General features: G+C 58.5%; 28 protein-coding genes and 1 tRNA gene. 5 read left to right on the plus strand and 24 right to left on the minus strand.

Features of this window, described 5'->3' with window-relative positions; translation table 11 throughout:
* Positions 1-24 precede the first annotated feature (24 nt).
* The 13 genes from M5C56_RS27135 to thrS form a co-directional block, all read right to left on the minus strand.
* Positions 25-363, minus strand: a complete 339-nt coding sequence (locus M5C56_RS27135; RefSeq protein WP_247263384.1) for a hypothetical protein — start codon at positions 361-363, stop codon at positions 25-27.
* Positions 324-641, minus strand: coding sequence for a hypothetical protein (locus M5C56_RS27140; protein ID WP_103496469.1), 318 nt, complete (start codon positions 639-641; stop codon positions 324-326). The genes M5C56_RS27135 and M5C56_RS27140 overlap by 40 nt, the downstream gene beginning before the upstream one ends.
* Positions 642-912: 271 nt before the next feature.
* On the minus strand, positions 913-1725 hold the full coding sequence (locus M5C56_RS27145; RefSeq protein WP_103496468.1) for a hypothetical protein: 813 nt from the start codon (positions 1723-1725) through the stop codon (positions 913-915).
* A gap of 422 nt (positions 1726-2147) precedes the next feature.
* On the minus strand, positions 2148-2792 hold the full coding sequence (locus M5C56_RS27150; protein ID WP_103496473.1) for an amidase: 645 nt from the start codon (positions 2790-2792) through the stop codon (positions 2148-2150).
* Between the two features lie 154 nt (positions 2793-2946).
* Positions 2947-3023 (minus strand) — tRNA-Pro (locus M5C56_RS27155).
* A gap of 91 nt (positions 3024-3114) precedes the next feature.
* On the minus strand, positions 3115-3471 hold the full coding sequence (locus M5C56_RS27160) for a MerR family transcriptional regulator (RefSeq protein ID WP_017128239.1): 357 nt from the start codon (positions 3469-3471) through the stop codon (positions 3115-3117).
* Positions 3452-3754, minus strand: coding sequence for an integration host factor subunit alpha (ihfA, locus tag M5C56_RS27165; protein ID WP_002553164.1), 303 nt, complete (start codon positions 3752-3754; stop codon positions 3452-3454). Before ihfA ends, M5C56_RS27160 begins: the two co-directional genes overlap by 20 nt.
* A 3-nt stretch (positions 3755-3757) precedes the next feature.
* Positions 3758-6139, minus strand: a complete 2382-nt coding sequence (gene pheT, locus M5C56_RS27170) for a phenylalanine--tRNA ligase subunit beta (protein ID WP_103496467.1) — start codon at positions 6137-6139, stop codon at positions 3758-3760.
* A 35-nt stretch (positions 6140-6174) separates the two neighbouring features.
* Positions 6175-7191, minus strand: coding sequence for a phenylalanine--tRNA ligase subunit alpha (pheS, locus tag M5C56_RS27175; protein WP_103496466.1), 1017 nt, complete (start codon positions 7189-7191; stop codon positions 6175-6177).
* A 110-nt stretch (positions 7192-7301) separates the two neighbouring features.
* The gene (rplT, locus tag M5C56_RS27180) at positions 7302-7658 is read right to left on the minus strand and encodes a 50S ribosomal protein L20 (protein ID WP_100940175.1); all 357 of its coding nucleotides are present in this window, start codon (positions 7656-7658) and stop codon (positions 7302-7304) included.
* A 27-nt stretch (positions 7659-7685) separates the two neighbouring features.
* Positions 7686-7880, minus strand: coding sequence for a 50S ribosomal protein L35 (gene rpmI / locus M5C56_RS27185; protein WP_002553160.1), 195 nt, complete (start codon positions 7878-7880; stop codon positions 7686-7688).
* A gap of 60 nt (positions 7881-7940) precedes the next feature.
* Complete coding sequence (gene infC, locus M5C56_RS27190; RefSeq protein WP_177103717.1) at positions 7941-8492, minus strand: translation initiation factor IF-3; 552 nt, start codon at positions 8490-8492, stop codon at positions 7941-7943.
* Positions 8492-10414, minus strand: coding sequence for a threonine--tRNA ligase (gene thrS / locus M5C56_RS27195; protein ID WP_103496465.1), 1923 nt, complete (start codon positions 10412-10414; stop codon positions 8492-8494). The genes infC and thrS overlap by 1 nt, the downstream gene beginning before the upstream one ends.
* Positions 10415-10789: 375 nt before the next feature.
* Here thrS and M5C56_RS27200 point away from each other — a divergent pair, with 375 nt between their 5' ends.
* Positions 10790-11089, plus strand: coding sequence for a hypothetical protein (locus tag M5C56_RS27200; protein ID WP_103496464.1), 300 nt, complete (start codon positions 10790-10792; stop codon positions 11087-11089).
* Between the two features lie 293 nt (positions 11090-11382).
* Positions 11383-11595, plus strand: a complete 213-nt coding sequence (locus M5C56_RS27205; protein WP_003179963.1) for a cold-shock protein — start codon at positions 11383-11385, stop codon at positions 11593-11595.
* A gap of 71 nt (positions 11596-11666) precedes the next feature.
* Here M5C56_RS27205 and M5C56_RS27210 read toward each other — a convergent pair whose 3' ends face one another.
* The 9 genes from M5C56_RS27210 to M5C56_RS27250 all read right to left on the minus strand — a co-directional run bounded on the left by M5C56_RS27210 (position 11667) and on the right by M5C56_RS27250 (position 19442).
* Complete coding sequence (locus M5C56_RS27210) at positions 11667-11993, minus strand: I78 family peptidase inhibitor (protein WP_103496463.1); 327 nt, start codon at positions 11991-11993, stop codon at positions 11667-11669.
* 171 nt (positions 11994-12164) lie between these two features.
* Positions 12165-12470 carry a hypothetical protein gene (locus M5C56_RS27215; RefSeq protein ID WP_103496462.1) on the minus strand — a complete coding sequence of 102 codons (306 nt, stop codon included), beginning with the start codon at positions 12468-12470 and terminating at the stop codon, positions 12165-12167.
* Positions 12471-12474: 4 nt separating this feature from the next.
* Entirely contained in the window at positions 12475-13503 is a 1029-nt protein-coding gene (locus tag M5C56_RS27220) for a nucleoside hydrolase (RefSeq protein WP_103496461.1), read from the minus strand.
* A 28-nt stretch (positions 13504-13531) separates the two neighbouring features.
* A complete protein-coding gene (gene rbsD / locus M5C56_RS27225) occupies positions 13532-13936 on the minus strand; it encodes a D-ribose pyranase (protein WP_103496460.1) in 405 nt (134 codons plus the stop codon).
* Complete coding sequence (rbsK, locus tag M5C56_RS27230) at positions 13933-14853, minus strand: ribokinase (protein ID WP_103496459.1); 921 nt, start codon at positions 14851-14853, stop codon at positions 13933-13935. The genes rbsD and rbsK overlap by 4 nt, the downstream gene beginning before the upstream one ends.
* Positions 14854-14876: 23 nt before the next feature.
* Entirely contained in the window at positions 14877-15896 is a 1020-nt protein-coding gene (locus M5C56_RS27235; RefSeq protein WP_103496458.1) for a LacI family DNA-binding transcriptional regulator, read from the minus strand.
* A 3-nt stretch (positions 15897-15899) separates the two neighbouring features.
* Positions 15900-16877: an ABC transporter permease gene (locus M5C56_RS27240; protein ID WP_103496457.1), complete on the minus strand. Its 978-nt coding sequence runs from the start codon at positions 16875-16877 to the stop codon at positions 15900-15902.
* Positions 16874-18427, minus strand: coding sequence for a sugar ABC transporter ATP-binding protein (locus M5C56_RS27245; protein ID WP_103496456.1), 1554 nt, complete (start codon positions 18425-18427; stop codon positions 16874-16876). Before M5C56_RS27245 ends, M5C56_RS27240 begins: the two co-directional genes overlap by 4 nt.
* Before the next feature lie 55 nt (positions 18428-18482).
* Positions 18483-19442, minus strand: coding sequence for a sugar ABC transporter substrate-binding protein (locus M5C56_RS27250; protein ID WP_103496455.1), 960 nt, complete (start codon positions 19440-19442; stop codon positions 18483-18485).
* A 358-nt stretch (positions 19443-19800) separates the two neighbouring features.
* Here M5C56_RS27250 and M5C56_RS27255 point away from each other — a divergent pair, with 358 nt between their 5' ends.
* Together M5C56_RS27255 and M5C56_RS27260 are read left to right on the plus strand one after the other, a co-directional pair.
* Positions 19801-20079: a DUF1654 domain-containing protein gene (locus M5C56_RS27255; protein ID WP_100940163.1), complete on the plus strand. Its 279-nt coding sequence runs from the start codon at positions 19801-19803 to the stop codon at positions 20077-20079.
* Positions 20080-20083: 4 nt separating this feature from the next.
* Complete coding sequence (locus tag M5C56_RS27260) at positions 20084-20773, plus strand: endonuclease I family protein (protein ID WP_103496454.1); 690 nt, start codon at positions 20084-20086, stop codon at positions 20771-20773.
* A 3-nt stretch (positions 20774-20776) separates the two neighbouring features.
* Here the strand turns inward: M5C56_RS27260 and M5C56_RS27265 are convergent, their stop codons facing one another.
* Positions 20777-21160 carry a hypothetical protein gene (locus M5C56_RS27265; RefSeq protein WP_247263383.1) on the minus strand — a complete coding sequence of 128 codons (384 nt, stop codon included), beginning with the start codon at positions 21158-21160 and terminating at the stop codon, positions 20777-20779.
* A 250-nt stretch (positions 21161-21410) separates the two neighbouring features.
* Between M5C56_RS27265 and csrA the strand changes: the two genes are divergently transcribed.
* Positions 21411-21602 (plus strand): carbon storage regulator CsrA, encoded by a 192-nt coding sequence (csrA, locus tag M5C56_RS27270; RefSeq protein WP_100940160.1) that lies wholly within the window; start codon positions 21411-21413, stop codon positions 21600-21602.
* A 90-nt stretch (positions 21603-21692) separates the two neighbouring features.
* Here the strand turns inward: csrA and bkdR are convergent, their stop codons facing one another.
* The gene (bkdR, locus tag M5C56_RS27275) at positions 21693-22181 is read right to left on the minus strand and encodes a Bkd operon transcriptional regulator BkdR (protein ID WP_103496452.1); all 489 of its coding nucleotides are present in this window, start codon (positions 22179-22181) and stop codon (positions 21693-21695) included.
* Positions 22182-22320 lie beyond the last annotated feature (139 nt).

Below are 22320 nucleotides of genomic sequence, written 5' to 3' on the forward strand. Positions count from 1 at the left end.
ATCACGTTGCAGTCGCGTAGAAAACTAATCAACCGAGACTAAAAACTTCCGAACTCTATCTGATGCCATTTCTAAGGCCATATTTACAACCCGCCCCTTCACTCTTAGGACCAAATCCTCGCCATGAATCGAATATTTTTTCCTAAGAGACTCAGCTATTTTCATGGCCCGAAAACCATAATGGCCAATCAAGTTCGCGAGCGCATCCTCAATATCAGGAGGATCCGCACTGAAATCCAACTTCATTCTGACCATCTCAGAACCGAGTTTAAATTCATTATCTAACCAGGCAATCTGAGCAGCAATTCCTTGATCAATTCTCCCTAGCTCCGGTGGCTGAATTTCACTCTGAGGCTTTTGCATGACGGGTAGTTGTTGCTTCCCCAAGCATGCGCTTTGTAGTCGTCCATTTCCTCAGTGTAACTCCAATAAGCCCTAGCACAGTTCATATCCAGAAGATCAAGCTTTGTTATCAAATGGACCGCATCAATTTTGGCGTTCCTCATCTCTTCCCGCTTTTTTGTGTGGGAGTCCCTAATCCACTGAAATACTCCCCCTACTAGCGCTGCCGTGGTGCCGCTTCCAAGCGCAATCTTTATGACATCCCAAGTCTCGATAACTGTGGTTATTGGCTCAACCATGAACTAAGCAATCCTTTTCATTACGTAGATAACAGCCGCTATGGCGCTCAGGTCCTTCCTATCAAGATACCGTTCGGGACGGATTTGCTTTTTTGCACCAACCTTTCTCTATGACCGACCTTGCCTCGATGCTCTCACATCACATATGCAGCTCAAGAGTCTCAAAAATCGCCTTGTCCAAGGAGAAGCCTCACTCACCTTGCTCATCTCGAAGAAAGGGGATGTATTTATTTACTCTAAACAAATACGTCCTCTTTCCTCTTATTTTCTCCTAAGGAGCCTTTTTATTCATATGGCCAATGACTCTGTCCATCAAGTCCTTGAGAGGCTGAACACGCGCCGCAAGCGCTTCTTTTTCCTGCTTATGCCAGCCGATAAAAACACCTTCGAGGCGGCACTTCCATCTAAATGAGCCATCAAAATTAACGTCCGCCAAAACTTCAAACACCGGACCTCCACTTGTTCCGCTGAAGCTTGGAGGATTTGCGGATTTCATCTTTGTATCAATTACTCGTTTCTTATCAAAGCGAAAGCCAATAGGGTTTGCGATGTGGGATTTAGCGGTAGGCTTTTCAATACGATCAGTGAAGCTCGTTCCATGAGTAACGATTTGGGTCTGGTTGAGTCGTGGATTTAATCCGTTTTTTGACCCCGGATATCCCACTGTGACCCAGAGCCCAATTGGGGAGTACTGACTCTCAAGGTCGTCAAGAGGAACGGCTTTCAGTCGGTCAATCCCAGACTTGATAAACCAAGCCTCGTGCAGAGGCGCGATGGCGATATCGTCCACAAAACATCTAACAAAAGGCATACCATTCAGCAATGCGCCCTTCCCATTGATATTCACGCCGAACTGACGTTTTGGGTCCTGGTCTTCGAAGACATGAGCAGCTGTGACCAGAAAATAAATCCCTCGGCGAACCGCGAAGAAACTAGAGCCTATTAGATCAGCTGCGCCGGTGACTTTGCCGCTCTTACTGATCTGCTCAATGAAGAGCGGAGCCGTGCATTGTCCCCATTTTTTGATCACGTCATCAACATGCTCCAAAAAATTGTCTTCTCTAAAAGGCAGGTAAATTGACATGGCTTTCCTTTTTCAGAATTTTCGTTGGTTACATGGCAAGAACACGAGGGACCTCAGCCAGAGGTGAACGCGAAGAACTGTATAAATATACAGCCTAATCGTTTGACTATTCAATGGGTCACGACGGTTATTGTTGCGGGGAGGGAAGCGCCACTGCTGTAACCCAAACCAGCGGACTAGCCTTTCGATCTTGGTCTTGACGGGGCAAATGCTGCCCTCATTCTTGAGAGCTGCCAATGAGTGCTCAAGCGAACATCAGTTTCCCTGCAGCCACCAAGCCTCTCACGTGCACCGACTGTAGTGGTCTAATGCTTCCGGACACCCATTTAGGCGAGAATGCTCGCCAGGTAGAAGTGGCTGATGGCCAAACAACGCCGTTCCTTTTCCGCTGCTCAGTTTTTCTCACATCTAGAGCAGCATGCTCATCGAACCGAACACTTTTGCCCAGACGGCGCCTTAGGCTGAAGCATACTGGGAAGCGAGAAACCCTGCTTACCAAAGCTCACCAACTCATACCCCACAAAAGGGCATTTCACCTGAGTTGTGCCGTCGTTGGAAGTGACGCTATTGATACCGAGGTAGACCTCATAGTTCTTACCCTTTTCAAAGGTAAAAACACCTGCCTGCTCCGAACACTGCATATAGCTACTGCCGTAGCTACCCGCCTGCAGCGTCTGTAGCACCAGCACAAATGGCTTGCCCGCAGGCACCCGGTACTCGGCCACCATTTCCGAATAGTTGCCTTCAGCCATTCTCGTCGCGCCCAGGTAGTCACTCAGCTTCGGCGCAAAACGCGCAGGCATATCCAACCGCGGTGGTACCACGGGTGACTGCGGATAATTGATTGCCGGCAGATGATCACCATAGAAGCGCCCCGCCTTGGCCAAGCCCTGCTCATTCCCCACACAACCGTCGTACACGCCGCCCCGCACCTCACCATTGGTGATCACGCGAAGTTGGGCAGTGTCAGTACCTGGGGCGGGCTCTAAATAAGGTACCCAGGGCCGAGCGCCGCAGGCAGTGAGCAGCATCAGGCTGGCATACAGCGGAACTTGCTTCAGGAACATGAGATTGCCCCCTCGCATACGACAGAGACGGCATGAAGCTGCGCCAGACAAGCAATGTGCATAGATCCCTCTATAGGTGTTTCAGGTGGGCGGGCTTTAAAAGTGACGCGCATAAAAAAGCCCAACCTCTGAAGATTGGGCTTTTTCAAAAATATGGTCGGGACGGAGTGATTCGAACACTCGACCCCTAGCACCCCATGCTAGTGCGCTACCGGACTGCGCTACGCCCCGACTAGGCGTGAAACTGGGTTTTGCTTCTTGTGGAAGCGAGGAGAAATATACCGCAAGCTTTTGAAATGTCAAAGTATTTTAAAACCTTGAATCACTTCTTCAGCACCACCAGCACATCCTCAAGCTCCGAGATCATCTGGCGGATCAGTTGCTTGTACTGGGTGCTGTCATCCTTGGCCTCATCGCCGGAGAGACGCAGACGCGCCCCGCCGATGGTGAACCCCTGGTCGTACAGCAACGCGCGAATCTGCCGGATCATCAGCACGTCATGGCGCTGATAATACCGGCGATTGCCACCACGCTTGGCGGGGTTGAGTTGAGGAAACTCCTGTTCCCAGTAACGCAGCACGTGCGGTTTTACCGCACACAGCTCACTGACTTCACCAATGGTGAAGTAGCGTTTGCCTGGGATCGGCGGAAGCTCGTCGTTATGACTTGGTTCCAGCATAGGCCTCAACTCGGGCTTTCAACTTCTGCCCTGGACGAAAGGTGACCACACGGCGAGCCGTGATCGGGATTTCTTCTCCCGTTTTTGGATTGCGGCCAGGCCGCTGGCGTTTATCCCGCAAGTCAAAATTGCCGAAACCCGACAGTTTGACCTGCTCGTTGTCTTCGAGAGCGTGTCTGATTTCTTCAAAAAACAGTTCGACCAATTCCTTGGCCTCCCGTTTGTTCAGACCCAGCTCCTCGTAGAGACGTTCCGCCATTTCAGCTTTCGTCAGAGCCCCCATACGTCACTTCCTTAACGTGGCGTTCAACCTGGTTTCGAGCGAGGTGAGGATATTTTGCGTCGTGGAATTCACCTCATCGTCATTAAGAGTGCGCGATGGATGCTGCCAGGTCAAGCCAACTGCAAGGCTTTTTCTATGCGGATCAATGCCTTTACCCTCATAGACGTCAAAGAGCCTGAGCTCTGTGAGCCATTCGCCTGCATTTTCACGGATTACGTCCAGCACGGCACTGGAGGCCACGCCTTTGTCCGCCAGCAACGCCAGGTCACGACGCACTTCAGGAAAGCGCGACAGCTCGCTGAATTTAGGCATTTTTCCCAACGCCACTTCAGCCAATACCAGCTCGAAAACGAAGACCGGACGGTCGAGACCGAGGGTTTTCGACAATTCGGGGTGGATTGCGCCGATGAAACCGACCAGACGCCCTTCCCGCTCGATGCGCGCGGTCTGACCCGGGTGCAATGCAGGGTGTTTGCCCGGCACGAAGGTGAACGAATCCAGCGCACCGGCAAAGCCCAGCAGCGCTTCCACGTCAGCCTTGACGTCGAAGAAGTCGACAGTGTCGCGACCCTGTGCCCAGCCTTCCGGCAGACGGCTGCCGCACACCACGCCAGCCAGCATCGGCTCTTGCTTCAGGCCTTCCAGCTGACCGACAAAACGCAGGCCGCTTTCGAACAGACGCACGCGATCCTGCTGACGGTTCAGGTTGTGCTGCAACGCCTTGACCAGACCTGGCCACAGGGACGAGCGCATGGCCGCCATGTCGTTGGAGATCGGGTTGGCCAACAGCAACGGCTCGACGCCCGGGTTGAACAGTTCGAACTGTTTCGGATCGATGAAGCTGTAGGTGATCGCTTCCTGGTAACCACGGGCCACCAGCAGGCGACGCAGCTCAGGCAGGTCGCTACGGGCTTCAGCCTTGGCTTGTGGCGCCAGGCGGGCTTGTGGGTAACGAACCGGCAGGCGGTTGTAGCCGTACAGGCGCGCCAGTTCTTCGATCAGGTCGACTTCCAGGCTGATATCGAAGCGATGGCTTGGTACTTCTACCTGCCACTGCCCTGCTCCGCTGGCGACAATGCCCAGGCCCAGGCCGGACAACAGGCGCTCGACCTGCGGTGCGTCCATTTCCATGCCCAGCATCTGGGTGATGCGTTCGGCACGCAGGGTCACCGGAGCAATGGAAGGCAGGTGCGCTTCGCTGACGGTTTCGATGATCGGGCCGGCTTCGCCACCGGTGATTTCCAGCAGCAGGCCAGTGGCGCGCTCCATGGCTTCACGGGCCAGTTGCCAGTCCACGCCACGCTCGTAGCGGTGCGAGGCATCGGTGTGCAGGCCATAGGAACGGGCCTTGCCAGCGACGGCGATCTGATCGAAGAACGCGCTTTCAAGGAAGATGTCACGGGTGGTCGCGGTGTTGACGCCGCTGTGCTCGCCCCCCATCACGCCGGCAATCGCCAGGGCACGGGTATGGTCGGCAATCACCAGGGTATCGCTACGCAGGGTGACTTCCTGACCGTCGAGCAGCACCAGCTTCTCGCCCTCTTCAGCCATGCGCACGCGGATGCCGCCATTGATCTCGGAGAGATCGAAAGCGTGCAGCGGCTGGCCCAGCTCGATCATCACGTAGTTGGTGATGTCGACGGCGGCGTCGATGCTGCGTACGTCGGAACGACGCAGGCGCTCAACCATCCACAGTGGCGTCGGCTTCGACAGGTCGACGTTACGGATCACACGGCCCAGGTAACGCGGGCAGGCTGCCGGCGCCAGGACTTCGATCGAACGGACTTCGTCGTGTACAGCAGGTACAGCCGGCACTACCGGACGGACGACCGGAGCGGCATACAGCGCGCCAACTTCACGGGCCAGACCGGCCAGGGACAGGCAGTCGCCACGGTTCGGGGTCAGGTCGACCTCGATGCTGGCATCGTCCAGGCTCAGGTAGACACGAATGTCTTCGCCGACCGGCGCATCGGCCGCCAGCTCCATCAGGCCGTCATTGCCTTCACCGACCTGCAGCTCGGCTTGCGAGCAGAGCATGCCGTTGGACTCGACACCGCGCAGCTTAGCCTTCTTGATCTTGAAGTCGCCGGGCAGTTCAGCACCGATCATCGCGAACGGGATCTTCAAGCCCGGGCGCACATTCGGCGCGCCGCAGACAACCTGGAAGGTCTCCGAACCATTGCTGACCTGGCACACACGCAGCTTGTCGGCATCCGGGTGCTGTTCGGTGCTGAGGACTTCACCGACAACCACACCACTGAACGCACCGGCGGCCGGCGTGACGCTATCGACCTCAAGACCGGCCATGGACAGACGAGCGACCAGCTCGTCGCGGCTCACTTGCGGGCTTACCCAGCCACGCAGCCATTGTTCACTGAATTTCATCCTGCTCTCCTAATAGATTCGTTACGGGTCGCGACCTAGCGAAATTGCGCGAGGAACCGCAAGTCGTTGTCGAAGAACAGGCGCAAGTCGTTCACGCCGTAACGCAGCATGGCCAGGCGTTCAACGCCCATGCCGAAGGCAAAGCCCTGGAACTCTTCCGGGTCGATCCCGGACATGCGCAGCACGTTCGGGTGAACCATGCCGCAGCCCATGACTTCCAGCCAGCCGGTCTGCTTGCAGACGCGGCAGCCTTTACCGCTGCACATCACGCATTCCATGTCGACTTCAGCGGACGGCTCGGTGAACGGGAAGTAGGAAGGACGGAAACGCACCGCCAGTTCCTTCTCGAAGAACACCCGCAGGAACTCTTCGATGGTGCCTTTCAGGTCGGCGAAGTTGATGTCGCGATCAACCAGCAGGCCTTCGACCTGGTGGAACATCGGCGAGTGGGTGATATCCGAGTCGCTACGGTACACACGGCCTGGACAGACGATGCGGATCGGCGGCTTTTTCGATTCCATGGTGCGGACCTGTACCGGCGAGGTATGGGTGCGCAGCAACATGTTGGCATTGAAATAGAAGGTGTCATGCATCGACCGGGCCGGGTGATGGCCTGGGATGTTGAGCGCTTCGAAGTTGTGGTAATCGTCTTCCACCTCGGGACCTTCGGCGATGCCGTAGCCGATGTGGGTGAAAAATTGTTCGACACGTTCCAGAGTCCGGGTAACCGGATGCAAACCACCGGAAGTCTGGCCGCGGCCAGGCAGGGTCACGTCAATGGACTCGGCCGCGAGCTTGGTGGCCAGGTCGGCCTCCTCGAACGACGCCTTGCGCGCATTGAGAACCTCTGTGACACGCTCCTTGGCGACGTTGATCAGCGCACCGACTTGCGGACGCTCTTCTGCTGGCAAGCTGCCCAGGGTCTTCATCACCTGAGTCAATTCACCTTTCTTGCCAAGGTACTGAACCCGGATTTGCTCCAGGGCATTGATATCTTCAGCGCTTTGCACAGCCTCGAGAGCTTGAGAGACCAGCGCGTCCAGGTTTTCCATGTACAGACTCCAGATACGAAATAGGGGAAGAGCTTAAAGGCTCTTCCCCTATTTATGACGTTTGACACCGAGCCCCGCAAAAACGAAACCCGGTGATTGTCGGGGGGTACTTAAGCCAAGGTGGCTTTAGCTTTCTCGACAATCGCAGCAAACACCGCTTTTTCGTTCACAGCCAGATCAGCCAGAACCTTACGGTCGATTTCGATCGACGCTTTTTTCAGGCCAGCGATGAAACGGCTGTAGGACAGACCGTTGATACGCGCACCAGCGTTGATACGAGCGATCCACAGAGCGCGGAACTGACGTTTTTTCTGACGACGGTCGCGGTAGGCGTATTGGCCTGCCTTGATGACCGCTTGCTTGGCAACACGGAATACGCGCGAGCGAGCGCCGTAGTAGCCTTTTGCAAGTTTCAGAATCTTTTTGTGACGCTTACGGGCAATGACGCCACGCTTTACACGAGCCATGAGTTACTTCCTCTATTCAACCAAAAATTAACGAAGGCGCAGCATGCGCTCGACTTTTGCCACGTCAGACGGATGCAGCAAGCTGCTACCGCGCAGTTGACGCTTACGCTTGGTCGACATTTTGGTCAGGATGTGGCTCTTGAAAGCGTGCTTGTGCTTGATGCCGTTAGCAGTTTTCAGAAACCGCTTGGCAGCACCACTTTTAGTTTTCATCTTTGGCATGTTCGGATACTCCGCATTCAGTTGATAAACATAACCGCAAGGCCTGCCGTGCCCTGGTGGTTACTTCTTCTTTTTCGGGGCGATGACCATAATAAGCTGGCGTCCTTCCATCTTAGGATGCTGTTCGACCGAACCGTACTCGAGCAGGTCACCTTCAACCCGCTTGAGGAGTTCCATCCCCAGCTCCTGGTGGGCCATCTCACGACCGCGGAATCTCAAGGAAACCTTGGCCCTGTCCCCATCACTCAGGAAACGTACCAGGTTGCGCAGTTTTACCTGGTAATCCCCTTCCTCCGTCCCTGGACGAAACTTGATTTCTTTAACCTGCACTTGCTTCTGGTTTTTCTTCGCAGCAGCAATTTGCTTTTTCTTTTCGAAAATCGACTTGCCGTAGTCCATCACCCGGCAGACGGGTGGCACTGCATCGGCGGAAATCTCCACCAGATCCAGTTTGGCTTCTTCGGCAATCCGAAGCGCTTCATCAATCGAGACGATGCCAATCTGCTCGCCATCAGCGCCAATTAACCGAACCTCGCGTGCCGAGATATTCTCGTTGATCGGGGCCTTCGGTGCAGCTCGTTTATCTTGTCTCATTTCACGCTTAATAGTAATTACTCCGAATCTGGGCGACCACGCCGGGAAACCGCTTGCGCGAGGAACTCGGCGAACTGGGCGACGGGCATCGAGCCCAGGTCAGCACCTTCACGAGTACGCACAGCGACAGTCTGCATCTCGACTTCCCGATCTCCGATAACCAAAAGATAGGGAACCTTGAGCAAAGTATGCTCGCGGATTTTAAAGCCGATCTTTTCATTTCTCAAGTCGGACTTGGCACGAAATCCGCTTTCGGCCAGAGTTTTTTCGACTTCGAGGGCAAAATCAGCCTGCTTGTCCGTGATATTCATGATCACGGCCTGGGTTGGCGCCAGCCAAGCAGGGAACGCACCCTCGTAGTGTTCGATCAGAATCCCGACGAAACGCTCGAAGGAGCCGAGAATCGCCCGGTGCAGCATGACCGGGTGCTTACGGCTGTTGTCTTCGGACACGTATTCGGCGCCCAAACGGATCGGCAGGTTGAAATCGAGCTGCAGGGTACCACACTGCCACACACGACCGAGACAGTCCTTGAGCGAAAATTCGATTTTCGGACCGTAGAAGGCGCCTTCGCCCGGCTGCAGGTCGTACGGCAGGCCGGCGCTGTCGAGCGCGGCAGCCAGTGCGCTTTCGGCGCGATCCCACAGTTCGTCGGAACCCACGCGCTTTTCAGGGCGGGTGGACAGCTTCATTTCGATGTCTTTGAAGCCGAAGTCGGCGTAGACATCCATGGTCAGCTTGATGAACGCCGCGGATTCAGCCTGCATCTGCTCTTCGGTGCAGAAGATGTGGGCGTCGTCCTGGGTGAAAGCCCGCACGCGCATGATGCCGTGCAGCGCACCCGATGGCTCGTTACGGTGGCAGGCACCGAACTCGGCCAGGCGCATCGGCAGCTCGCGGTAGCTCTTCAGGCCCTGGTTGAACACCTGCACGTGGCACGGGCAGTTCATCGGCTTGATGGCGTAGTCGCGGCTTTCCGACTGGGTGGTGAACATGTTTTCGGCGTAGTTGGCCCAGTGCCCGGATTTCTCCCACAGGGAGCGATCGACCACTTGCGGGGTCTTGATCTCCAGGTAGCCGTTGTCACGCTGCACCTTGCGCATGTACTGCTCGAGCACCTGGTACAGGGTCCAGCCGTTCGGGTGCCAGAACACCATGCCCGGCGCTTCTTCCTGGGTATGGAACAGACCCAGGCGCTTGCCGATCTTGCGATGGTCGCGTTTTTCCGCTTCTTCGATGCGCAGGACGTAAGCAGCCAGTTGCTTCTTGTCGGCCCAGGCCGTGCCATAGACGCGCTGCAGTTGCTCGTTCTTGGCATCACCACGCCAGTAGGCGCCGGACAGCTTGGTCAGTTTGAAGGATTTCAGGAAGCGGGTGTTCGGCACGTGCGGACCACGGCACATGTCGACGTATTCTTCGTGATAGTACAGACCCATGGCCTGTTCATTCGGCATGTCTTCGACCAGGCGCAGCTTGTAGTCTTCGCCGCGCTGGGTGAACACGTCGATGACTTCGGCGCGCGGCGTGACCTTCTTGATCACGTCGTAGTCTTTTTCGATCAGCAACTGCATGCGCTGCTCGATCGCGGCCAGGTCGTCCGGGGTGAACGGACGCTCGTAGGCGATATCGTAGTAAAAGCCTTCATCGATGACCGGACCGATGACCATTTTCGCCGTCGGGTACAGCTGCTTGACCGCATGGCCAACCAGGTGCGCGCAAGAGTGGCGAATGATCTCCAGCCCCTCTTCGTCCTTGGGCGTGATGATTTGCAGGGTCGCGTCGCTGTCGATCAGGTCGCAGGCGTCGACCAGCTTGCCGTTGACCTTGCCGGCCACGGTGGCCTTGGCCAGGCCGGCGCCAATGGAAGCGGCGACCTCGGCTACGGAAACCGGATGATCGAACGAACGTTGACTGCCGTCGGGAAGAGTAATAGTGGGCATGGCGCCTCCTCTCCTAGTGGTGACCCCTACCAAAGGTCACGTGGGTTGGGATGAGCAGCCAGTACGCGATTCGTCCAGCCGTTTAATGAAAAACGCCTGCCGCACAGTGGCAGGAGCCGTAAGGCCAACCGGAAGCGAACCAGAGTGACTGGAGTTCAAAAAAAGGGTTGATGGCTCGGTATCGAGCGCGAGACACGACTGCAATACCAAAAATAACCAAGTCTGGGATGCTAGCACAGATGAACGGTCATCGCCTCGTTCACAAACTGCTAAAGTCGCGGGGTTTTGTGTCAGGGCTGAACTTGCTCCACGCTCTCACCCTCAAATACCTAGAATGCAGCACCGTATCCACCCGTCTCCAAGGAGTACCCGAACATGCGTCTGATCCACCTTTTCGCCTTTGCCGCCCCGCTCGCCCTGCTGTTGCCACTGAGCGCGCAGGCCGCCTGGCCGGCCGGCGCCAAAGCCAGCTACATGAAAGACTGTGTTGGCGCGGCCAGCCAGAGCGTCAACCCGACCGTGGCCAAGCAGCACTGCACCTGCGGCGCCGATGTCATCGAGAAAAAATTCACCTCCGAGGAAATCACTCAGTTGATGAACTCCAAGACCATGCCGCCGGAGGAGCTGCGCAACCGCGCCTTGAAAGAAATCGCCGTCTGCAAGGTGCAGAAGTAACCCGCAGCCACGGGGCTTTTGGGCCTCAAACCGGGTGAAAAACAGCGGAAAAAGTGATTTTTATCAATATTTACGCAGCTTTTATGGGTTTTTTTAGGGGCTGTCGTTTTCAGTGAAAGCCTTTAAAACCGGGGCCTCCAGCCAATAAAACGGCTAAACAAAGGGCAACGGATGGGCAATCCGTTGCTGGGGGGGGCTCCCAAGTCGAACATTTCGACTATGATAGCCCAGTGTGCCCAGTTGGCCTGAGCAGCACAGTACTACTGAAAATATATGTTTCTTGGAGATACACCATGTCTAATCGCCAAACCGGCACCGTAAAATGGTTCAACGATGAAAAAGGCTTCGGCTTCATCACTCCTCAAGGTGGCGGTGACGACCTGTTCGTACACTTCAAAGCTATCGAAAGCGACGGTTTCAAAAGCCTGAAAGAAGGCCAGACCGTTTCCTTCGTGGCTGAGAAAGGCCAAAAGGGTATGCAAGCTGCACAGGTTCGTCCGGAGTAAGTTTCCGCGAACTGAAAAAACCCCGTCCATGCGACGGGGTTTTTTATGGGCGCTACAAAAGCCCGGCAGCCTTAACCGCAGTTGGCGCGAATGATTTTGCCGCTGCTGTCGGTGTTGAGATTCAGACGGTCCGAACGGTACTCCAGGGTCACCATGTCGTTAGGGCCGAGGACCCGTGCGCTCTGCGCGCCGCTACGGGTACGAGCCTGTTGCAGCAGCGCGGCCGTGGCCGTCTGGCCGATGGTGAAATCAGCGCCTTTGGCTTCACAACGATCGTAAGTGATCTGGGCGCCCGAGTCCTTGGCAGACTCTTTAGCCGCGGATGACTCGGAGGTGGAGCAACCCGCCAGTACCGACAGGGCGAACAGCGTCCCCAGGGATGCAAGCTTCCAAGGCATGAAGCCTCCTTCAAATAAAATAAGTAGAGTGCGTGCGACCGCGATTTGCACCATTGGTTGCACGCAAGGTGTCAGATCATCCGATTCCGACAGCCGCCGCTGACAAGTCTGCCTGAGCTGTCGGACGACTTCTGCGGGGAATCGTGACTGAATATGAACGAGCGCTGCCGCTCAGTAGATATCGATGTAATCGAAGGGCGGGTTGGGCCAGTTCTGCTTCAAGGCATTGTACACCTGCATGACCCAGACCTCGTCGGCGGCCGCGACCTTGCCGACGTAGCCGGAGCCCGCCGCCCAGGTTTCCAGGCGGAACAGCAGGTCGTCGATCTGCGCACCGCCGACAACCCCCGAGGAGATATAGGCCATACCCGAGCGCGTTACGCGCAGCTGGGTATGCACCTCGTCACTGGCCGCCGCGAGCATCTGGCGCACGGCGTCCTGGGTCAGGTTGTCAGGGTTGTTCAGATCGATTTGCATGTAGTCACTTAAGGCGTGCCAGACGCTCTGTCAGCAAGTTGAAGAAGCCTTGGGCATCGCCATTCTCGACCCAGAACACGTTCTTGGGCTGTTTCAGGCCGTCGTACCAGTCGACGATGGTCTGGCCGAAGGTCGGGCCTTCACGGCTGTCGATCACCAGGTTGACCTGACGTCCGCTGAACAGCTCGGGTTTGAGCAGGTAGGCGATAACGGTGGCGTCGTGTACCGGGCCGCCAGGAATACCGTAGTGTTCCATGTCGCCCTTGACGTATTCGTTGAGGATATCACTGACCACCTTGCTGGCGTTGTTGTTCAGTGCCGCGATCTGCTTCAGGCGCTCGTCGCTGGTGAGGATCTTGTGGGTCACGTCCAGCGGCAGGTAGGTCAGCTTGACGCCGCTCTTGAGTACCACTTCGGCGGCCTGGGGATCGGCGAACATATTGAATTCGGCGACCGGGGTGATATTGCCGCCGTTGAAGTGCGCACCGCCCATGACCACCACTTCCTTGATGCCCTGGGTGATCTCGGGGTCCTGGATCAAGGCCAGGGCCAGGTTGGTTTCTGGCCCGAGCATGGCCAGGGTGATGCTGTGGGGCTTGGCCGCGCGCAGGGTCTCGATCAGGTAGTTGACCGCGTTGCCCTTGGCCAGGGGCGCCTTGGGTTCATGCACGGCAACCCCGGAGATGCCTTCCTTGCCGTGGATATTCTCGGCATAGATCGGCGTGCGCATCAGCGGCTTGGGCGCACCGGCGTAGACCGGCACGTCTTCGCGCCCTGCCCACTCGCGGGCCAGGCGGGCATTACGCGAGGTCTTGTCCAGGCGCACGTTGCCGGCCACGGTGGTCAGCGCACGGATATGCAGCTCTTCCGGCGAGGCCAGGGCGAACAGCAGTGCCACCACATCATCGGCCCCCGGGTCGGTGTCGATGATCAGGTCGATCTTTTCCGCCGCCTGGGCGCCTGTAGCCGTGAGAAAGGACAAAATCAGCAGACTCCGAAACCAGCGTTGCAAGATCTGAGCATAGCGTTGCATAGCGCACTCCTTGTGCGAGAAAGAACAGTTAGAACGTAACGCCGGCCACCAGCACGACATTGCAGTAAGGCTGGCATTCACCGGTGCGGATCACAGCCCTGGCCTTGCGGTTGAGCACTTTGAATTCTTCATGGCTGAGCAACCGGCGCTGCCCCATGGCGCCCTCGGCGTTCAGCGCGTCGAGGTGTTCCAGCGCCGGTGGACGCTTGAGCAGGATTTCCTCGGCCAGCACATGGCTCTCCACCTGCATTTCGCTGAGTATCGTGCGCAGGGTGCTGACGAAATCGGGGATGCCGTGGGTCAGGGCCAGGTCGATCAGTTCCACACCCGGCGGGACCGGCAGGCCGGCGTCACCGATCACCACCATGTCGCCGTGGCCAAGGGAAGCGATCAGGCGCGACAGGGCAATATTGAGCAAAGGTGTTTTTTTCATGGCGATTTGAAACCTTGTACGTCGGACAAGTGGGGAATGGACGGCTGGGCGCCGGCACGGGTGACCGAGAGCGCCGCCGCGACCTGGCCGAAGCGAATGGCCTCGGCCTCGCTTTGCCCTTGGGCCAGCGCCGCCGCGAAGCCGCCGACAAAGGTGTCGCCGGCCGCCGTGGTATCGAGGGCCTTGACCTTCGGCGCCGGGAAATGCGCAAAGCCCTGGCCGTCGGCGAACAACGAACCCTGGGCACCGAGGGTGACAATCACCTTCCCTGCCCCGGCGGCCATCAGTTGGGTCGCGGCCGCCTGGGCACTCGCCAGGGAGTCCACCGGCAAGCCGCTCAGGGCCGAAGCCTCGCTTTCATTGGGAATCAGGTAGTCGATGGACGCGTACCAATCGGCCGGCAGCGGCGCGCTGGCCGGCGCCGGATTGAGGATCACGATCTTGCCCAGTTCGCGCCCACGCTTGAGCGTGTAGCCGACAGTCTCCATCGGCACTTCCAGCTGGCAGATGATCACATCCGCCTCCTGCAGCACCGCGTCAAACCCCTTGAGCACCTCGGGGGAGAGACAACCGTTGCCCCCGGCGACAATCACAATGGCGTTCTGGCTGTTGTCATCGACAACGATCAGCGCGACGCCACTGGACACACCCTGTGCTACGGTAACGGCCTGACAGTCGATCCCCTCCGCCAACAACGCATCGCGCAGTTGCGGACCATAGGCATCGTCACCCACGCAGCCGATCATCGACACCGTGGCCCCCAACCGCGCGGCCGCCACGGCCTGGTTCGCGCCCTTGCCGCCGGACACCGTGGCGAACGACTGGCCCACCAGGGTCTCCCCGGCCCGCGGCAAGCGCTCGGCACGGGTGACCAGGTCCATATTGAGGCTGCCCACCACCACTACTTTTGCTTGCATACATCAGTACCCATCAATTCGATTCAGCGGTATTGCGCAAACACACCCGGCACCGCGGCCGTCGATTCGCGCAGGACAATACTGGGTGTCACGATCCGCCGGTCAACCGCCAGTAGCGGCGTGGCGATCCGGTTCAAGAGCATTTCGGCCGCCGTTTCCCCCAGTTGGAGAATCGACTGGCCGACCGTGGTCAGCGCCGGGTAGACATAACGGCTCATCTGGATATCGTCGAAACCGATCACCGACAGCTCGCTGGGCACGCGGATATTGCGTTCCGCCGCCGCGCGCAATACACCGATGCCGAGCATGTCGTTGCCGGCGAAGATCGCGCTGGGCCGGTCCTGCTCCAGGAGCACGGCCGCCGCCTGATAACCGCCGGTGCTGGTGAAATCGCTTTCCACCACCCAGCGCTCGGGCACTTGCACGGACGCCTGTTCGAGCGCGCGCCGATAACCGGCCAGACGCATCTGCGCCACGCTGGTATCGGCCGGGCCACCGATAAAGGCAATCGCCCGATGCCCCAGTTCCAGCAGATGCCGGGTCGCGAGATAAGCGCCCTCTTCGTGGTCGATACGCACCAGATCGGCTTCGACCCCGGCAATGCCCCGGTCGACAATGACCATGGGCGTGCGCACCGCCGCCAAGCCGCCGGCAAAGCTGTCATCGCCGCCGGTGGAGGTGACGATCAAACCGTCGACCCGTTTCTCCAGCAGCACCCGCAGGTAGCTGCGCTGCTTGTCCGGGTCGTCATCGGAGTTGCAGAGGATCACGCAGTAGTTGTTGCGCTCGCAGTAATCCTCGATGCCCCGCGCCAGCTCGGCGAAGTACGGGTTGAGACTGTTGGGCACCAGCAGGCCGATGGTCGCGGTGGTCTTGGCTTTCAACGAGCGCGCCACGGCGCTGGGCACATAGTCGAGCTGGGCAATCGCCGCTTCGACCTTGAGCCGCACCTGCTCGCTCACCGGCCGCGTCTTGTTCAGCACATGGGACACCGTGGTGTAGGAGATCCCGGCCAACGCGGCCACATCCTTGATGGTAGCCATGCCTCAGGTCCGCCGACGGGCGCGTTGGCTGCGGTAGGTATCGAGTACCACCGCGATCACGATCACCGCACCGGTGATGATGCGTTTGGTCGGCTCGGTGGCGCCGATCTGCGCCAGCCCCGCCGCCAGCACCGAGATGATCAGTACGCCGAAGAAGGTGCTGATCACCGAACCACGGCCGCCCATCAGGCTGGTGCCGCCGATCACCACGGCGGCGATCACTTGCAGCTCCAGGCCGGAACCGGCATTCGGGTCCGCCGCTTCCAGGCGCGAGATCTGGAACAGCGCGGCGACACCGGCGAGCAGGCCCATCAGGCTGAACACCAGGATCTTGTAGGGCTTGGGATTGATCCCCGCCAGGCGCACGGCTTCCTCGTTGGTGCCGATGCCGATCAGGTAACGGCCGAACACGGTCCGCGTCAGCACCAGCTGGGCAACGACAATCACCAGCAAGGCAATGATGAACGACGGCGAAATACCAAAGGCCACCGGATTCGACAGCCAGGCGAACGAGTCGCCGATATAGGCGGTGCGCGAGCCGGTCATCTGGTAAGCCAGGCCCCGGGCCATTTCCAGCACACCGAGGGACACGATAAACGACGGAATGCGCCAGGCCACGGTGATCGATCCGGTCACGGTACCGGCCAGCGCCGCGCAGCCCATGCCCAGCACGGAAGCCGGCAACACGCCCCAGCCCCAACCGAGGATCGCCACGCTGACCGCCGAAGCCGCCAGGGCCAGGACCGAGCCCACCGACAGGTCGATGCCGCCGATGATCAGCACGAAGGTCATGCCCACCGCCAGCACCATCAGGTCGGGAATCTGGTTGGCCAGGGTGCTGAAGGTGTCATAGGAGAGGAAATGACTGCTCAGGCTGGAAAACAGGATGATCATGGCGAGCAACGCGCCCGCCAGGCCCAGGTAGGTGCCCAGGCCATAGAAGTGACGCGAGGTCTTGCCGGCAGAAGGTGCAGTTTTCATAGGGTATTCCTGGGCGCCGCTTCGTTGAGCAACGCATCACGTTTTTGGTAGCCGGCGAACGCGGCGGCAAGCAACTCATCCTGGGTCCAGCTCTCACGCTCGAAGGTCTCGATCAGGCGTCCGGCCGAGAGCACGCCGATGCGGTCGCAGATCAGCATCAGCTCGCGCAGGTCGCTGGACACCACCACCAGGGCCTTGCCCTGGCGGGTCAGTTCGCCCAACAAGGCGTAGATATCGAACTTGGCACCGACGTCGATCCCGCGGGTCGGTTCATCGAACAGCAGCACCGCGCAGTCGCGCTCCAGCCAACGGCCGATCACCACCTTCTGCTGGTTGCCGCCGGACAGCTCGGACACCAGTTGGTCCGGGCTGGAACTGCGAATGCGCATGGCATCGATCTGACGCCGTGCCAGTGCCGTCTCGTCACGGCCGTTGACCACGCCACCGCTGGAAATCGCCGGCATATTGCCCAGGGCGATATTGGCGCTGATGGATTGCGTCAGCAGCAACCCCTCACCCTTGCGGTCTTCAGTGATCAAAGCGATGCCATGACGCACCGCGTCGACCGGCGAACGAATGTCCGCGACCTGCGCCGAGGCGCCCAGGCCCACCGTGCCGCTGTCGGCGATATCCGCGCCGTAGATCAGCCGCAGCAGCTCGGTACGACCGGCACCGATCAGGCCGGAAATGCCGAAGATCTCACCGGCGCGCACTTCGAAGGAAACGTCGATCACCTTGTCCGCACGGCTCAGGCCCTTGACGGTCAGGGCCGGCGCGCCAATCTTGCGCACGCCCATGTCCATATGTTCGCCCAGCTCGCGGCCGACCATCAGGTTGACCAGTTGCTCGCTGTTGTAATTGGCCATCGGCTCGACGCAGACCAGGTTGCCGTCGCGCAAGACCGCTATGCGCTGGGCGACCCGGGCCAGTTCTTCGAGCCGGTGGGAGATATAGATGATCGCCACGCCACGGGCTTGCAGGCGGGTGATCTGGTCGAACAGCATCTCGACTTCGCGGGCCGTGAGCATCGCGGTCGGCTCGTCGAGAATCAGCACATGGCAATCGCCGATCAGGTTGCGGGCAATTTCCACCATCTGCTGGTGACCGATGCCCAACTCGCCCACCAGGGTGTCCGGGTCGATGGCGTCCAGGCCGACCTGGGCCATGGCTTCAATGGCGGCGCTGCGCAACTGCTTGCGGCTGATCCAGCCACCGTGGCTGGGCAGGTTGTCGAGAAACAGGTTTTCCGCCACGGACAACGTCGGCAGCAGATTGAGTTCCTGCATGACCATGCGGATACCCAGCTCTTCAGCCTGGGTCCGGCTGCCCGGGGTATAGGCGCGACCGTTGAACAGCATCTGCCCGGTGGTCGGTGTGACCAGCCCGCCGATGATCTTCGACAGCGTGCTTTTGCCGGCACCGTTTTCACCGGTCAGCGCCAACACTTCGCCGCGCAGCAACGTCAGGTCGATATTGCTGAGGACAGGTTGCGCATAGGTCTTGCCGATACCGCTGACCGACAGGACAGCGTTCGGAGCGGAAGATGACATAGGGAGTCTCCATGCGCCCGCTCAGGACGAGCGGGCACGTTGAACGGCGAGAGGTTTACTTCTTCAGTACCAGCTCGACCGGGGTTTCGATCACGCCGTCCTTGCTGTCGACTTTTTCGCCCTTGATGATTTTCAGTGCGGTTTCGATGCCGAACACCGCCTGGCGGGCAGCGAACTGGTCGGCGGTGGCGAGCACACGACCGTCCTGGAGCATCGGTTTGATGGCGTTGATATTGTCATAACCCACCACTTGCACCTTGCCGGCCTTGCCCGCCGAACGGACGGCGGAGACCGCGCCCAGGGCCATGCTGTCGTTGCCGGCCAGCAGCGCCTTGAGGTTCGGGTATTCGTTGAGCATCGCCGAGGCCACCGCGTTGCCCTTGTCGATTTCCCAATCGCCGGACTGCACGGAGACGATCTTCATATCCCCGGCTTTCATCGCATCGGTGAAACCGGCGGTACGCATCTGGGCGTTGGTGGTGGTGGACACCCCTTCGATGATGCCGACTTCGTCACCGGCTTTCAGTTGCTTGGCCAGGTACTCGCCGACCAGGCGCGCGCCCTTGCGGTTGTCAGGCCCTACGAACGGGACTTCGATGCCCTTGCTTTTCAGCACGCCAGCGTCGAGCTGGTTGTCGATATTGATGACGACGATCCCGGCATCCTTGGCTTTCTTGATCACCGAGACCATGGCCTTGGAGTCGGCCGGGGCGATCACGATGGCGTTGACCTTGGAGACGATCATCTGGTTGACGATGTCGATCTGCGCAGTGGTGTCGGTTTCGTTCTTGATGCCGTTGGAGATCAGGTCGAAATCGGCGGTGTGGGCTTTCTGGTAATCCTTGGCGCCGTCTTCCATGGTGCGGAAGAACTCGTTGGCGAGGGATTTCATCACCAGGCCGACTTTGGGTTTGGCGGCGGCGTCGGCAGCAAAGGCCTGGGACAGCGGCAGGGTAGCGGAGGCGGCAGCCAGTACGGCGACAGCAAGAAGGCGTCCAGCGAATGGCAACTTCATGGGTTTACTCCGGATCTTATGATTGTTGTGAGCAACGCCAGGAGCGTGACGGGAAATGCGTGTGCACAGCCCTGGAAACGGTTCGCGCAAACGTTTGCGTAATCCAACTATGGGAATATTGCGAGGATTTGTCAACGGTCTGTCACAGCATAGTCGCCCGTCTTACAAACAACGCATCCTCGACGGGGTCGGGCGAGGATTTCCCTGGCGGCGGCCCCCAGCCCCCGCCGTCATACTGCGCATCCCACTGTAAAACCTAATAATTTCTTGATTGGCGTGCACCAAATCGCAAAAAGCGTTGTCAGAAGCACCTCATCATTCCCTGACAGTTGCGAAATGGCTTACAGTTAAATACTGTATGCACGTACAGCTAATTAAGGATTGTTCCGTGGCCAACTCAACTTCCGCCTCCGCAACCCCCAGCACCTACGAACGCATGGGCCTGCGCGTCCAGAAAATCATCAACTCGCCGAACGCGCAAAAAGCCAAGGCCGCCCTGCTCTTTCGGCTGCCGGACGAACCGGTGGACGAATGGGAGCAACTGCTCGAGGAAATTGCCGAGAACGACAACGTCACGCTGGCCTACCGCGACGACGGTGGCGTGCAGATTTTCTGGGTTGTGCCGAAGGAAGACTGAACCAATGATTGTCCGCTTTATCGCTTTGCTGTGTTTTTTCTGTGTTTTACCGGCCCAGGCCGAGGCGCCCCGCACCTTTGCCGAAGCCAAGAAGGTCGCCTGGAAGCTCTACGCGCGGCAGTCCACGGAGTTTTATTGTGGCTGCAAGTACAATGGCAACCGGGTCGATCTCGCGGCCTGCGGGTATGTGCCGCGCAAGAATGCCAAGCGGGCTGAACGCATCGAGTGGGAGCATATTGTCCCGGCCTGGCAGATCGGCCATCAGCGCCAGTGCTGGCAACAGGGCGGACGCAAGAACTGCAGCCAGAACGACGCGACCTACAAGAAGGCCGAGGCCGACCTGCACAACCTGGTGCCGAGCATCGGCGAGGTCAACGGCGACCGCAGCAACTTCAGCTTCGGCTGGTTGCCGGTGCAGAAGGGCCAGTACGGTTCCTGCCTGACCCAGGTCGACTTCAAGGCCAAGAAGGTCATGCCACGCCCGTCGATTCGCGGGATGATCGCGCGGACCTATTTCTACATGAGCAAGCAGTACGGCCTGCGCCTGTCGAGGCAGGACCGTCAGCTGTACGAGGCCTGGAACAAGACCTATCCGGTCCAGGCCTGGGAACGCCAGCGCAACCAGAGCGTGGCCTGCGTCATGGGCCATGGCAACGGCTTTGTCGGGCCGGTGAACCTCAAGGCCTGTGGCTAAGGCTCAGTAGCCCGGCGCCGGCGCAGCGGTATTGGGTGCTGAGCTGTCGGCGGGCGCCTTGTGCTCCACCACCTCGGAATCCATGTTCTGCTTGTCGGCCAGTTGCGCCTTTTTCTGCTCGGCAATTTCCTTGCTCGCGAACGGCCCGGCAATGACCTTGCCGTCATCGAGGATCTTGAACGGATAACCATGCTCGATCAGCCAGGCCGTCCAGTCAGTGAGGGCCTTGGTCTTGTCATCCTTGATCAACAGATCCCAACCGCCGACCACCGGCGGCGCCGCCACGACCACCGGCGAAGCCACTTTCGTCGGCTCGACCTTGTTTCCCGAGCCATCACCACAACCGCCCAGCACCACGAGTGCCATCATCACTGCTATTCTGCGCACAAAGCGTCTCCCGTAATGATCAGTTAATGTGATTTTATCACCTTGCAGCCTGTCTTAACCTCGTTCCACTGGCTGTGGCGGTCTTATCAGGCTGAATTACCGACGATTTTCCGACTCTGGGGAATTAAATAGAATGAAATGACGTCTGTAATGAGCCACCCGTTCGAATGCACTTAGCGGTATTCTGTGTGTAAGACCTAAGCCAGGAATGCCTGAGAAAGGCACCTTAGTAACATTCAAGGAGAAAGACATGCTGATACTCACCCGCAAAGTCGGTGAAAGCATCAACATCGGTGACAACATCACGATCACGATTCTGGGCGTTAGCGGCCAGCAAGTCCGGGTGGGCATCAACGCTCCCAAAGACGTTGCCGTGCACCGTGAAGAGATTTACCAGCGCATCCAGGCCGGCCTGTCTGCCGGAGACAAAGAACCAAAGTAACAAGCCCGCTCCCTCGTCAGCCCTGCCATTGGCCGCGGCTGACGAAAGCTCCCCCCTCTCCTCGCTACTGGCTCAACCTCCCCCGTTTTCTCAACTGCCCAGGATCAGACCGCCCGCCGGCAACGGCAGCGCCGTCTTGTAGCGCACCTGCTTGAGGGCAAAACTGGAGCGGATGTTCGCCACTCCCGGCACCTTGGTCAGAAAATCCATCATGAAGCGCTCCAGCGCCTGGATCGTCGGCACCAGCACGCGGATCAGATAGTCCGGGTCCCCGGCCATCAGGTAGCACTCCATCACTTCCGGCCGATCGGCAATCGCCGCCTCGAAATGCTGCAACGCCTCTTCCACCTGTTTTTCCAGGCTGACATGGATAAACACGTTGACGTGCAGGCCGAGCAATTCCGGATCGAGCAAGGTCACCTGCTCGCGAATCAGCCCCAGTTCCTCCATGGCCTTGACCCGGTTGAAGCAGGGCGTGGGCGACAGGTTGACCGAACGGGCGAGGTCGGCGTTGGTGATGCGGGCATTCTCCTGAAGGCTGTTGAGAATCCCGATATCGGTGCGATCCAGTTTGCGCATGAGATAAAAACACCTGCTTTTTATGGTTATGCAGATTTTTTATCTGCAAATCGTCTTGAGCGCAACGAAACAGAGAGAAATATTCTCCCACGACCGGCCTATGATTGTTGTAGGACAAGATTTCCCTTACCCAGGGGAT

Origin of the sequence: Pseudomonas sp. MWU13-2862 (genome assembly GCF_023242495.1) — a bacterium.
Classification (GTDB): domain Bacteria; phylum Pseudomonadota; class Gammaproteobacteria; order Pseudomonadales; family Pseudomonadaceae; genus Aquipseudomonas; species Aquipseudomonas gingeri_D.